Source organism: Roseovarius sp. BRH_c41 (genome assembly GCF_000961715.1).
GTDB lineage: Bacteria > Pseudomonadota > Alphaproteobacteria > Rhodobacterales > Rhodobacteraceae > Roseovarius.
Genome location: NZ_LADY01000056.1, coordinates 104,462 through 117,262 on the forward strand (window position 1 = coordinate 104,462; position 12,801 = coordinate 117,262).

16 protein-coding genes are annotated in these 12,801 nt (G+C 59.3%); 11 read left to right on the top strand and 5 right to left on the bottom strand.

All coding sequences use genetic code 11. The features are described from left to right. Positions 1 to 34: 34 nt before the first annotated feature. Positions 35 to 466: a pseudoazurin gene (locus tag VR71_RS16970; RefSeq protein WP_045685869.1), complete on the bottom strand. Its 432-nt coding sequence runs from the start codon at positions 464 to 466 to the stop codon at positions 35 to 37. Between the two features lie 184 nt (positions 467 to 650). On the opposite strand from VR71_RS16970, the gene VR71_RS16975 reads away from it, so the two are divergent. After that, entirely contained in the window at positions 651 to 1,340 is a 690-nt protein-coding gene (locus VR71_RS16975; RefSeq protein ID WP_040651179.1) for a Crp/Fnr family transcriptional regulator, read from the top strand. A 6-nt stretch (positions 1,341 to 1,346) separates the two neighbouring features. On the opposite strand, the gene VR71_RS16980 is transcribed toward VR71_RS16975, so the two are convergent. Continuing rightward, a complete protein-coding gene (locus VR71_RS16980) occupies positions 1,347 to 1,559 on the bottom strand; it encodes a DUF1858 domain-containing protein (protein WP_009816847.1) in 213 nt (70 codons plus the stop codon). Between the two features lie 120 nt (positions 1,560 to 1,679). Between VR71_RS16980 and VR71_RS16985 the strand changes: the two genes are divergently transcribed. The 10 genes from VR71_RS16985 to VR71_RS17030 all read left to right on the top strand — a co-directional run bounded on the left by VR71_RS16985 (position 1,680) and on the right by VR71_RS17030 (position 9,149). Then, positions 1,680 to 2,132 carry a cytochrome c gene (locus VR71_RS16985; protein ID WP_009816848.1) on the top strand — a complete coding sequence of 151 codons (453 nt, stop codon included), beginning with the start codon at positions 1,680 to 1,682 and terminating at the stop codon, positions 2,130 to 2,132. 12 nt (positions 2,133 to 2,144) lie between these two features. After that, a complete protein-coding gene (locus VR71_RS16990; RefSeq protein ID WP_040650399.1) occupies positions 2,145 to 3,494 on the top strand; it encodes a cbb3-type cytochrome c oxidase subunit I in 1,350 nt (449 codons plus the stop codon). 3 nt (positions 3,495 to 3,497) lie between these two features. Continuing rightward, positions 3,498 to 4,292, top strand: a complete 795-nt coding sequence (locus tag VR71_RS16995; RefSeq protein ID WP_045685870.1) for a CbbQ/NirQ/NorQ/GpvN family protein — start codon at positions 3,498 to 3,500, stop codon at positions 4,290 to 4,292. 5 nt (positions 4,293 to 4,297) lie between these two features. Further along, entirely contained in the window at positions 4,298 to 6,181 is a 1,884-nt protein-coding gene (locus tag VR71_RS17000; protein ID WP_045685871.1) for a VWA domain-containing protein, read from the top strand. A gap of 1 nt (position 6,182) precedes the next feature. Then, entirely contained in the window at positions 6,183 to 6,359 is a 177-nt protein-coding gene (locus tag VR71_RS17005; protein ID WP_045685872.1) for a hypothetical protein, read from the top strand. Then, positions 6,356 to 6,580, top strand: coding sequence for an NnrT protein (locus VR71_RS17010; RefSeq protein WP_045685873.1), 225 nt, complete (start codon positions 6,356 to 6,358; stop codon positions 6,578 to 6,580). The genes VR71_RS17005 and VR71_RS17010 overlap by 4 nt, the downstream gene beginning before the upstream one ends. 11 nt (positions 6,581 to 6,591) lie before the next feature. Then, positions 6,592 to 6,852 (top strand): DUF6522 family protein, encoded by a 261-nt coding sequence (locus tag VR71_RS17015; protein ID WP_045685874.1) that lies wholly within the window; start codon positions 6,592 to 6,594, stop codon positions 6,850 to 6,852. A gap of 123 nt (positions 6,853 to 6,975) precedes the next feature. Next, entirely contained in the window at positions 6,976 to 7,194 is a 219-nt protein-coding gene (locus tag VR71_RS17020; protein WP_296430522.1) for a hypothetical protein, read from the top strand. Positions 7,195 to 7,236: 42 nt separating this feature from the next. Continuing rightward, complete coding sequence (locus VR71_RS17025; protein ID WP_045685925.1) at positions 7,237 to 8,433, top strand: crosslink repair DNA glycosylase YcaQ family protein; 1,197 nt, start codon at positions 7,237 to 7,239, stop codon at positions 8,431 to 8,433. Positions 8,434 to 8,612: 179 nt separating this feature from the next. Next, positions 8,613 to 9,149 carry a putative glycolipid-binding domain-containing protein gene (locus tag VR71_RS17030; RefSeq protein WP_009816857.1) on the top strand — a complete coding sequence of 179 codons (537 nt, stop codon included), beginning with the start codon at positions 8,613 to 8,615 and terminating at the stop codon, positions 9,147 to 9,149. A gap of 83 nt (positions 9,150 to 9,232) precedes the next feature. On the opposite strand, the gene VR71_RS17035 is transcribed toward VR71_RS17030, so the two are convergent. Genes VR71_RS17035 through VR71_RS17045 form a run of 3 tightly spaced genes read right to left on the bottom strand, consistent with a single transcriptional unit; the run spans position 9,233 to position 12,765 of the window. Continuing rightward, positions 9,233 to 10,303: a DUF1513 domain-containing protein gene (locus tag VR71_RS17035; RefSeq protein WP_045685876.1), complete on the bottom strand. Its 1,071-nt coding sequence runs from the start codon at positions 10,301 to 10,303 to the stop codon at positions 9,233 to 9,235. Between the two features lie 3 nt (positions 10,304 to 10,306). After that, positions 10,307 to 11,293 (bottom strand): imelysin family protein, encoded by a 987-nt coding sequence (locus VR71_RS17040; protein ID WP_045685877.1) that lies wholly within the window; start codon positions 11,291 to 11,293, stop codon positions 10,307 to 10,309. Continuing rightward, positions 11,290 to 12,765 (bottom strand): di-heme oxidoredictase family protein, encoded by a 1,476-nt coding sequence (locus VR71_RS17045; RefSeq protein ID WP_045685878.1) that lies wholly within the window; start codon positions 12,763 to 12,765, stop codon positions 11,290 to 11,292. Before VR71_RS17045 ends, VR71_RS17040 begins: the two co-directional genes overlap by 4 nt. Positions 12,766 to 12,801: the final 36 nt, after the last annotated feature.

Here is a 12,801-nt window from a genome sequence, read left to right on the forward strand (position 1 = left end):
GCGGTAGGGCCTAAGCCCGAGCGCTGAAAATGGGTCAGAGATTACCGATTTGTTCTTCAAAGCGTTGCTTGGCTTTGGGCGGAACGCGCCCCTCGAGGAAAGAGTCGGGTGCGTCCACGTCGCCGACGGCGATGGTCATCACCATCCCCATTGCGTAATGCGGCTTGCAGATCACGCCGTAGACACCCTCGACATCAAGCACGACCTCGATCTCTTCGTTGATCTTGCCGGCAAAGGGGTCAGCCCCGTCTGGCAACATCCCAGCGTTGATCTCGGCGTTGTGGCCTTTGTCGGCGACCAGAAAGCGAATGGTGTCACCGGGGGCCGCGTGAACGAACGCGGGTTCGAAAACCATGCGCTCGCCGTTCGAGCCTTGGTTCAGCATCCGAACTTCAAAGGTTTCTGCGAAGGCCGCAGGTGCCATCAGGACCGCGAGGGCGAGGCCGGTTGTCAGTTTGCGGATCATGTCTTGTTCCTTTCATGTCGCGCTATGGCTTGATCACAAGAATATCGGATTTCGCCGCTGCGATTTTGCTCTGGCGCAAACTCCTGAACGATAGATGCAGTGATGCCGGATGATCCGGTTGTGGCGTTGCGCGGGGTTCTGTGCGATGACGCGCGTCATGGATGCTCTTCCCGCCCGCAAGACATTGCCGCGGCTTGACGAAAGCCTGCTGACGCATCTGCCGCCGTTCTCACGGCTAGAGCGGCGTCAAATTCGTACGATTCTGGATCAGGCGACCTCGCGGCGCTATGAGGTCGGCGTGGCGGTGTTCAGCGAAGGTCATCCTGCCGAGCGCTTCTATATGCTGCTCGATGGCTACGTGCGGGTGGTGCGCATCACGCCAACCGGGGAACAAGTGACGGCGCTGCACATCCCAGCGGGTCAACTTTTGGGTATCGCCAAGGCCATTGGGCGGACGACCTATCCCGCCACCGCGATCACTGCGACGGACTCAATCGCGCTGAGCTGGCCTACGCGCCTTTGGGATACATTCGTGTCCGAGTATGAGGGATTTGCCACCGAGACTTACAACACTCTGGGCCACCGTGTCGGTGAGATGAACACACGTATCGTTGAACTGGCGACACAGCAAGTCGAGCAGCGCGTGGCGAATGCGCTTTTGCGCCTGATCAATCAGACCGGACGCAAAGTCGAGGGCGGGATCGAGATTGATTTTCCGATCACGCGCCAGGATCTTTCGGAATTGACGGCGACCACGTTGCACACGGTCAGCCGCTTGTTGAGCGGCTGGGAAAAGCAGGGGCTTGTTGAGAGCAGACGCAAGCGCATCAAGGTGTGTGATCCGCATGCTCTTGTGGTTCTCAGTCAGAGCTGAGACAGATCACGCCATTCCGATAGCCATCTTAAGCTCCGCTAGGAACTCGCCTTCGTCGAGATCGTATTCCGCACAAGCGTCCGTGACCGTGTGGAACGGGCTGACGAGACATCCCACGCACAGCATCCGGTGCCGAACAAAGACCGGTATCGTCTGAGGCCAGAGCGCCATCAACTCTATCAGTGGGATATCCGGGTCATCTGGTTGGGGGTGCCGCATCGAGCGCTCCTTTCTCCAACAACGCTAGTCGTGCAATCGTGCCAAACATTGCGCTGCAACAAACTTTGATGCCGAGAGCCCGCTTACAACAGGCCATCCCGAATTCAAGGAGGCCTGACCATGGCTGAAATCTTAACAAAATCGCGGGCGCGCAACATCTTCTACGGGGGCTCGATCTTTTTTGTCGTGATCTTCGTGGCGATGACGGTCCATAGCCACAAGTACGTTGTGCAAACCTCGACGGCGGGCATGGGCCTCAGTGAAGAGGTGATCCACGGCAAGCATGTCTGGGAAAGGCACTCTTGCATCAATTGCCACACGCTCCACGGCGAAGGCGCGTATTTCGCGCCGGAGGTGGGTAATGTCATGACCCGCTGGGGTGTTCAGGATAGCCCCGAGGACGCGTTCGAGATTCTCAAAGGCTGGATGGAAAGCCAGCCGAGCGGCACACCGGGCCGCCGCCAGATGCCGAATTTCAACCTCACCGACGAAGATATCCGCGGCCTCGCGGAGTTTCTGCGCTGGGCCGATCAAACCGACACGCAGGGCTGGCCGCCTAATGATGCCGGCTAAGGAGTAGAATCGATGAAATACCAATCCCAACACGTTGCGTTCTATTATTTCGTTGCCGCTATGGCCCTGTTCGGCATTCAGGTGCTGGGTGGGTTGCTGGCGGGCTGGGTCTATGTCTCACCCAATTTTCTGGCCGAGATACTGCCCTTCAATATCATCCGCATGATCCATACCAACGCCCTGATCGTCTGGCTTCTGCTGGGTTTCTTTGGGGCTGCTTATTATCTGGTTCCCGAGGAATCGGAGCGCGAAATCTGGTCGCCCAAGCTCGCCTATCTTCAACTCATCATTCTTGTCGTGGGAACGCTGGGCGCGGTCGGGTCGTATCTGGTGGGCATCCACGGCGGGCGGGAATTCCTTGAACAGCCACTGTGGGTCAAGTTCGGCATCCTTGTCGCCGCCCTGATCTTTCTTCTCAACATCTCGATGACGGTCCTTGCTGGCAAGAAGACTGCGATCACCAACGTGCTCTTGATGGGGCTGTGGCTGTTGTCGCTGCTCTGGGTCTTTGCCTTCATAAACCCCGACAACCTCAGCCTCGACAAGATGTACTGGTGGTTCGTTGTCCACCTTTGGGTCGAAGCGACCTGGGAATTGGTGATGGCGGCGATCCTCGCCTTCTTGCTGCTGAAGCTGACAGGCGTGGACCGTGAAGTCGTGGAAAAATGGCTCTATGTCATCGTAGCGACGGCGCTTTTCTCGGGTATTCTCGGGACCGGGCACCATTTCTATTGGATCGGCCTGCCGGGCTACTGGCAGTGGGTTGGCTCGATCTTCTCGACCTTCGAGGTGATCCCCTTCTTCCTGATGATGTCCTTTGCCTTTGTTATGGTCTGGAAAGGCCGTAAGAACCATCCGAACAAAGCCGCTCTGCTTTGGTCGCTGGGATCGTCCACCGTGGCCTTCTTTGGGGCAGGCGTCTGGGGATTTCTGCACACGCTGCATGGTGTGAATTTCTACAGTCACGGCACACAGATCACCGCAGCCCATGGGCACCTTGCCTTTTATGGCGCCTATGTCGCCCTGAATCTCGCGATCTTCACCTATGCAATGCCGATTCTGCGGGGACGGGCGCCCTATAATCAGGTGCTGAACATGGCATCGTTCTGGCTGATGACTGGAGGCATGGCCTTCATGACCTTTGTGCTGACCTTTGCGGGCACTATCCAGACGCATATGCAGCGTGTGGTTGGCGACTATTACATGGATGTACAGGACGGCCTGTCCTTGTTCTATCTGATGCGGTTTGGTGCAGGGGCTGCGGTGGTCATCGGTGCCTTGCTATACATCTATTCGCTGCTGGTCGTCCGCAAGTCCGAGGTCATTCAACCCGGTCTCGCCACCACTGTTCCTGGAGAATGAGCGATGAATATGGCACTGAAACCAAGTTTGCCGTTTTATCAGACGACGGGTCGTGAATGCGAATTGTTCGAGATGGCCTATGACAACGGTTTGCCCCTTTTGCTCAAGGGGCCGACCGGATGCGGCAAGACCCGCTTTGTTGAGCATATGGCCGCCCGTCTGGGCAAGCCGCTCTATACTGTGGCCTGTCATGACGACTTGTCGGCCTCGGATCTTATCGGACGGTATCTGCTCAAGGGCGGCGAGACTGTCTGGGTCGACGGCCCGTTGACCCGTGCGGTGCGCGAAGGCGGGATCTGTTACCTCGACGAGGTGGTTGAGGCGCGCAAGGATGTGACAGTCGTTTTGCATCCCCTGACAGACACGCGTCGAACCTTGATGATAGACCGGACCGGCGAAGAACTGGCGGCTCCGCAGGGGTTCATGCTGGTGGCCAGCTACAACCCAGGCTACCAGAATGTCCTCAAGCGATTGAAGCCGTCTACCCGCCAGCGGTTCCTCTCGATCTCGTTCAGTTTCCCGAATTTCGAAACAGAGATCGCGGTGGTGACCAAAGAAAGCCGCTTGGAGCCGGGACGCGTTGCACCTTTGGTGCGTCTGGCCGGCCATATTCGCAATCTATCGGGCATGGATCTCGAGGAAGGCGTTTCGACGCGCCTTCTGATTTACGCCGCCACCTTGATGGCGGACGGAATGGGCGTGGATCAGGCCTTGGAGGCCGCAGTAATCGAACCTTTGAGTGACGAGCCAGACGTGCAGCAGGCGTTGCGCGATCTCATCGCCACAATCTACGGATAAGAACGATGCACCTTCGCGATCTCATGGAACCCGAAGAAACGGTCGGTAACCTCTGGCATGACATGGCAAGTGGGATCGGGGCAAATATCGGCCATCCCGAGGCTGGTGTCGCGCTTAGCTCGGTCAGGTCCAGTCTTGCGATGCTGTTCCGCTCTCTTGGGGGGGCGGCAGCAGTGGAGGTCTGCGAGGCACCGGCGACGCTTGTGCGCCACCGTCAACCGCTGCGCCGCAAGTTGGGCGCCGAGCGGGACCGCGAATGGGTTGCTGGATTTGATGGCGAGCGGCTGAGCCTTCCGCCCCTCATCGCCGATTTTCCCGATCCGGCATTGAACCGAGCGGCGTTCTTTTGGTTGACTGCGCTGGCGGCGACCTGTGACCTCCGAAACTTTGATCTGGCGGGTAACGGCCCGGCTTGGGACTGCGTTCAGATCAGGGCCAACGCTGCGGCGGCTGATGCAGCTTATGCTATCTGTCCCGGCTTGAGACCTGCTTACGCGGCCATGACCCGCCTTTGCGTCAAGACGCGGCCAGATGTGTTTCGACCAGCTCAGGAGGCAATCATTGAAACGGCGATTTGCAACCAGCTGTGCGGATCGTCCCCTGATATTATTTCCACATCAGAGGCGCGCGGCCATATGCAATTTGCGCCCATCCCGATCTGGCTTCGGTTTGCCGCACCGGGCTTTGGCAACGCGGCGACCGATGACCCCGCTAACACTGCGGTGCCGCCGCCGGATGCGGCGCAAACCAGCCGAAAACTGGGACGTCGCAAGGATCAGGACCAGCAGAACCGCAAAGACAGCTTCATCATCCACCGCTTTGAATCGATCCTCTCTTGGGTCGAATCGATGAACCTCAACCGTAACGTTGATGATGACGACCAAGAGAACGCCCAAAAAGCTGCTGAAGATCAGGACGAGATCACCCTCTCCAAACAGAATCGCAAGGCCGCAACGCGCCTGCGCCTGCATCTCGACCTCTCCCCGACGGATGCTGATCACGAGGCTTTGGCGGGCACGTATACCTATCCTGAATGGAACCACCGGTCGCGCAGCTATTTGCCGGATCATTGCCGTGTGCTGGATGCACCTGTGGCACCTGCCGAAACAGCGTTTGTACCGAGTGACCGCCGCATGCGCGAAGTGCGCCGACAATTTGAGGCGCTCCGCCCGCGCCGTGTCCTGCAACCGCGTCAGGTTGAGGGAACAGAGCTGGACCTCGATGCGCTCCTGACATCGCGCGCGGATCTCTTGGCCACTGGGCGTGGCTCTGACCGCATCTGGCAGTCGGCGCGTCAGACCGATCGTGATCTGTCAGTGGCGTTCCTGATCGACACGTCTCGTTCTACCGAAGCAGCGATTGGCGACACGTCAGTGATTGAGGTGGCGCGCGAAGCGATGGCCGCCCTTGCTGCAGGGATCGACGCGGCAGGGGATCGACTGGGAATTTGGGGGTTTTCGTCGCTGCGCCGGGACCGGGTGTTTCTATCCCGCTGCAAGAGGTTCGAGGATCAAATGTCCCCCGAGATCATCGCCAATATCGGCGCGCTGAAACCCGGACATTACACGCGGCTTGGGGCGGCGATCCGCCACGTCAGCACCCAACTGGCGGCTGAGCCGAGTGCGCGCAAACTGCTGATCGTCTTGACTGACGGCAAGCCTAACGATCTTGACCATTACGAGGGGCGGTATGGCATCGAAGACAGTCACATGGCCGTTCGAGAGGCCCGCAAGGCAGGCCACAGACTGCATGGGATCATTATAGACGAGGACGGTCAGGATTGGTTTGCCCGCATCTTTGGGCGCGGCGGCTTCTCTCTTCTGCCGAACCCAGAGCGCTTGACCCGCGCCTTGCCCGACATCTATCGCACCCTGACACAGGAGAATTGACATGCGCTGTCTGACAGTCGTCCTTATCACTCTCATCGCATTACCGGTCTTTGCAAAGAGCTTTGACCGACCCATCCCCCAAGCTCAGTCAGCTACGGCAGAGTTCTGGTTCGCCTTGGGCAGCATCGCAATGATCGCAGCGCTGGTTCTGGTGCAGCGGTTGGTGGCGCGCAAGTGACACGCCACGGATGGTCCGCGGCACGGATTGCACTCGCGCTCTATCCCTTTGGGGCGGGGGCGGCGGCGGTCAACGTGTTCTTTGCGTCGCTGCTCTTTAGCTGGATCGGCTGGCCCGTGGCGACAACCGGCTGGTCGATTGGATTGGGTTGCGTCCTCGGGGTGCCGGCGACATGGTATTTCGCACGCCACATCAGACATTTGATGGATGTAGCAGAGTGAAAGTACAGGCAATGAAGATTGAAATCAGAGATGGGCAACCCGTCGTGGACGCCACGGATCTGGCTGGCCTGCTTGGGCTGACACCAGCAGAGGTCCAAGCCAAGATGCGTGCGGGTGAGATTACGAGCCGGTTTGAAACCGGCGAAGGCAAAGACGCCGGGCGGATACGCCTCAGCTTCTTTCACGGTGGCAAAACCGTGCGCTTGACATGCTCTACAGATGGCACAGTTCTAAAGACAATGCGGACCGATGTCGGGCCCCGCACGCGCTGAAAGGTATGCGCGCAGGGCGGCCAGAGATATGTGCAGCATGGCGATATTGACTACCCCCGACACAGAGGCTGAAAAGCGCGGCAAGAGGCTCTCGGGTGCTTGGCGATCGGCAAAGCTGACTCCGTGGACCCAGACATCCTCGGTCAGTTAAACCTTGCCGCCGCGCGCATCAAAGACATGCACGTTATCACGCAGATCGAGCGCGCCTGTGATGAGCATGGCAGCGACGCGTTCCGAAAGTGCGAGGTCGATGATCCGGACAAAGGCCGCATCCTGATCAAAACACGCCTCCCGATTGGACCATGTCAGCCACAGCGGGAAAGCTCAAGCTGTGGTTGGTAATCCCAATTGCTCCGGATCAGCATCAAGGATACATCTGACGAGATGTTTCGCCCGCTTCTGGACAATTGCACCGCGCGCCGTCTTTTTTTGGACAGGCACCTTTTGCTGCGCCCCGAAGCGGGAACTGGCAAGGGCACAGATCTCAATCGGCTGCTGCATACCTTGGGATTTGTGCAAGTCGATAGCGTCAACACGCTGGCGCGGGCCCATGACCTGATCCTGTGGTCCAGACAAGGTAAATACCGACCACAGAACTTAACGCAACTCGTTGCCCGGCATCGGTCCGCTTTCGAACACTGGACTCACGATGCGGCCGCCGTCCCGATGCAGTTCTATCCGATGTGGCGGTTGAAGTTCATCAGAGACGAAGCGCGCATGAGGGCGCGTTGGCCGCAATGGCGCCGAGAGGGATGGGATGCCGAAATCGATACCGTTCTTCAGCACATAGCCGACCACGGTCCCGCCTGCTCTCTTGATGTCGGAAAGGACGAAACACGGGGGACGTCTGGCTGGTGGGATTGGCACCCGTCCAAGACAGCTCTCGAATTCCTGTGGCGGTCTGGCAGACTGGCGGTCTGTCATCGCGAGGGTTTTCGGAAGTATTACGACCTCGCTGAGCGGGTGATCCCGACGGAACACCTGAAAGACCAACGAGACGAGGCCGAGATCATAGACTGGGCCATGATGGGAGCGCTCGACAGGCTTGGATTCGGGACCAGTGGGGAGCTTGCTGGTTTCTTTGACATCGTGACGCGAGAGGAGGCTAAAGCCTGGTGCCAGACCGCAATGGCGGACGGCCGTATCATCGAAGTGGACATCGCCATGACGGATGGCTCACTACGGCGCAGTTTCACAACCAAAGCCATTCTCGAGGATGTCTCGTCCCTGTCGGAGCCTTCATCGCGCGTGCGCCTCTTGTCTCCGTTCGATCCGGCCTTGCGTGACCGGTCACGCGCAGAACGGCTTTTTGGGTTTCATTATCGGATTGAGATATTCGTTCCCGAAGCCCAAAGGCGCTATGGGTATTATGTATTTCCGCTGTTGCAGGGAGATCGCCTGATCGGCCGCCTTGATGTCAAACGTGACGGAGGAACCATGAACGTCCGAGCCTTCTGGCCCGAGGTTGGCGTCAAGATGGGTAAGGGACGACTCGCCAGCCTCACGGCAGAACTGGAACGCGTGAAACGCTTGGCCAACGCTGATACTATCGACTATTCGAGCGATTGGCTCCGGATTTGATTGCATGCCTTTCGGCGGCGCAGACACCACACTCACCAAAGCGTCACGACGGACTCTTTCGCCCCGATCAAAGTGTTGAACCAAGACAGGCCACGGCTGCCTTAGCCTCAGTGAGGAGCAATATGTGGTGATCGAAAACCTCAGTGTGATAAGATATCTAGATGGAGGGAGTCTTAACCATGATCGCAGGAGCACATGCCGTCGTTTGGGTCAGGCAGGACCGTCCGGGAAATGACGCCTGCCGTTTTGCTGACGCTGAGGGTGGCTATCTGATTGACGGTTCGTCGACGGATGCGGACTGGAATATTTTGCGCTACCGTGTTCGTGCGCGCGGCGATGGGACGACACGGCGCGCTCGTATCGGCTCCAAGTCGCGCATCTTTGCAGTGCGGGCCCCTGATGACACATGGATGTTGAATGGCGCACCGTTCCCGCAGGTCACGGGTGCCAAGGATATTTATCTTGGTTTTACGCCTGCGGCCCTTACTCTGCCGATCCGCCGCCTGAACCTCGGCCTAGGTGAGGACGCAGAAATCTTGGTTGCAAGGCTCGATCTCGAGACCGAACGACTCACGCCTCTTCGCCTCGTATTGCGACGAATTACAAACGAGACCTACGAATGCCTGAACACCGAAACGGGCATGACAGCCCACCTTTTGGTGGACAAACACCACATCGTTAGGACCTACAGCGGGCATTGGATTGCTCAGACGTGATTCCACCAGAGTCCGTGTTGATGGCACGAGTGGCAGCCTATTGAAACGACGAGATTATAGGACCACGAACGACTGCGGAGCCGTCAGAGGGTCACGATGTGATTGTCCCAGGTGCAACCCAGCCGCGCCAAAACTGCCGGACCGTCTCGCCCGATAGTCATCAGGCCGCCCAGGCCATCGCTCGCCAGATAGCCGCCGGGCAAGGGGGCCAGCCCGCAGATTTCGGATCTGGATATCGCACCCAGAAAAGCGCCGGTGTCCCTGAACCTATGAAGCCGTCCGCCATGGGGCGACGTGATGGCCAATTCGTCGCCATCGCCGCTGAAGGCAACACTTCCGGCATAGTCTTGCATGGCCAGTTCATCAGGCAACGGAGCCTCGGCCAGAACGGCGGCTTTTCCCACTCGGTGAAGTCCCAACAATGGGGTTGCCGCGCCCGGCGCACCTTCCCATTGCATTGCAAATCCCACCAGGCCATCGGCCCGAACCGCCAGATGCCGTATCGAATTCTGATGCAGGTCTCGGTCGAGCTCGAACCGGTCCTGCAACGAGCCATCCAAAGTCAGGTATGACAAGTTCGGGCGCATCGTAGCAAGGTTCAGTTTGGCACGGTCGTCTGGGTCGGTGGCGACGCCGCCGTTGGCGACGACCAATGTCGCTCTATTAGGCATGAGGCGGATCTCATGCGGTCCGATGCCACCTGACGAGAATGACCCGGCACGGGCGTATCCTGCCTCCACATTCCAGACACCGATCATGCCCTCACTGCTATCAGCCTTTTGTTCGCTGGTGAGCAGGAGCGCGCCTCGCTTGGCAAAGACGCCGTGACCGTTCAGGTGATACCCCGGCGGCGGAGCCAATCGGTGCAGCACATCGCCCGATGCGCAGTCGATCACCAGCGCAAATAGACCAGGACGGCGGGCAAAGGCCACAGCTTCGGCCCGGCGCGGATGACCGGCCCCGGCATGGCCTCGCGCTGGTAGTGGCACGCGGAATGTGACTGCGCCGCCCTCGCTCAGCCCATAGAGAGCAAAGCGCCCGTCCAGATCCTTTGCGGCGGCCAGATAGGCGGGATTTCCTACGGCTGCCCAGCCAAGGCGCGGAGCAACCCCTGTGGCCAAGAGCGATGCAATAAAACGGCGGCGCGTTGTCATGGCTTAATCTCCGTCTTGCGAGTTGAAGCCGGGTTCGATGCCATAGCGCGCGCCGATCTCATTTTTGATTGCTGTGCGCAAACCCATCACGGCTTGTTGCAACACCTCAGCGCGTAGCCTTCCTTGCGGATCGCTCACGTTCTGAAAGGTTGGGGATCCAATTCGTTTGGCGGCCTTTTGCACAGTCTCCAGCGCTGCGTCAGCCGCAGGGATGGGCCAATCGGCGAGTGCAGCCGACAGCCCGTGCGCGGCCTCGGCTGCAAGTACGACATTTCGCAGGCTGCGCCCGGATCGACGTGCCTCGGCCAATTCAGGTCGCGGGCGCTCGAAGGTGCCCATGGGTTCACCCAGCCGCCTCTTCGCGGAGAATTCCAGTGACGACAGGATCTGCGTGTAAAGCGCGCGCACAGCCTCGTCCTTTGACAGGAAAGTCGTGTTACCTGCCTCGCCCGCGTTGCGCAGTGTGGCGGCGAATCCCTCTTGCCAGTCAGAGTCCAACGCCTCGGCCTGATTGCTCAAATCGGCGGCAAGTGTGGCGACAAGGTCGCAGGTATAGCTGCCGGACGCGTAGCTGGAAAAGGCCGGGTCGTAGATCAGCATGTCCAGCGCGAAGAGGCCACGGGCGGCAATCGAAACATCCGCATAGCCGGTCGGGTCGCGCGCGACAGGATCTTCTTCGGCAACCAACCGGGACAGTGTGCGCTGGGTAAAGCCACGCGGATCCGGCCAGAAGCCCACGGACAGCACACCGGTTTCGGATGGACCCAGACGCAGGTCAGCCACGCGCATCCAGGCATCAAAGGCGGCCTGATAGGCTGGCCGCACCGCGTCTGGCTGGCAATTCTTGGCAGCGGCGTCGGCAAGCGTGTCGGCGCTTTGTGCGAAGGCGTTGAATCCGGGCAAGATGTGTTGGCTCAGTGCGCTATCCACCCCCGCAATCGCTGGCGTGGCAAAACCGAGGGTCAGAATGACGATGGGCAGATGTCTCATAAGCTCTCCAAGAAGCGGATCAGAGCGTTGCGATCCTCGGCTGGCATCGAGACAATCCGCTCACGGGCCTTTTGCGCCTCACCGCCATGCCAAAGAATGGCCTCAAGAAGCGACCGCGCGCGTCCATCATGCAGGAAATAGGTGTGGCCGGAAACGGTCTTGGTCATGCCCAAACCCCAGAGTGGAGCGGTACGCCATTCTTGACCGTTCGCGCGCCCCTCGGGACGGTTGTCGGCCAAGCCCGGTCCCAAATCATGCAGCAGCATGTCGGAATAGGGCCAGATCAACTGAAAGCTGGCCGGGTTATTATCTTTCAGCCGATGAGTGACAAAGTTGGGGCGGTGGCAGGCGGCGCAGCCGGTCTTGAAGAACACCTCGCGCCCACGCAACACCTCTGGATCGTCCACGTCTCGCCGGGCCGGGACGGCCAATGTCTGGCTGTAGAAGGTAACAAGGTCCAGCCCAACCTGATCGATCTCGAAGCCATTCTGTTCGGGATCGTCACCATGCATGGCGGCGGTGCAATCGGTCTGCGCATCAGTGCAGTCACCCGACCCCACTGGATGGATGGGATTTGAAATGCCGATATCGCCCGCAAACGCGCTTGCGGTCTGTTCCAGCACGGTTGGATTGCCCGCTTTCAGGCCAAACCGACCCAGCATGGGCCGGTCATGCACATCGGACCAGACAATTTGGGGACGACCCGAGATGCCGTCACCATCGGTGTCGTCAGGGTCGGCCCAGTCTAGGATATCCTGCACTGGAATCGCCTCCAATAGTCCCATACCGATCATCTGTGGGGCGATGCGGGGCGACAGCATGGCGTTTTGATGAAGTGGGCCATAGGCGAGATCGGCGGCAGTGTAGGTCGGGCTTCGGAGAGTGACTATCTCACTCTCCGACATTTCAACTTTGACATCCTGATAGTCTATCCGAAGCTGGTATTCCGGTGCATGGCCCGGCAGGCTGAGGTCCTGTAGCTGCGTGCCATAGGTGGGATCGGGGGCCGTCGCATGCGTGCCCTCAATATAGGAATTGATCTCTGACGGCTCCGGTGCCGGGATCGAGACACGCAAGAACATTGACACGGACCCGTCCTCCGGTCCTTCGGGCGGGTGACCGCGACCGTCCTTGAGGTGGCAGCGCTGGCAGGAGCGCGCGTTGTACAACGGCCCCAGACCATCCGAGGCCAGCGTCGACGCCGGTGCCGAGACCCAGGTTCGCCGGAATAGTCCATTGCCGATCCGGAAATCCAGCTGCTGTTCGAAGGTCAGGTTGCCGGCGGGCTGGGAAAAGGCATCGGGCGTCCCGCGCGCCCGAACGGTCTGCGCGCCGGCGGAATTTTCTTCGAATCGCCAAGGAGCCCAGAAATCCTTGGGCAGCGCGGTGATACTGGCGACGCGCGCGCGCTCTGCGTCAGTGCGGGGCACGGTGTCGAGATGAATGTCTTCTAGAGGTTGGGCGACGGTCATGCCCGCGCAGATGCTGAGTAATCCGACGACTTGAAG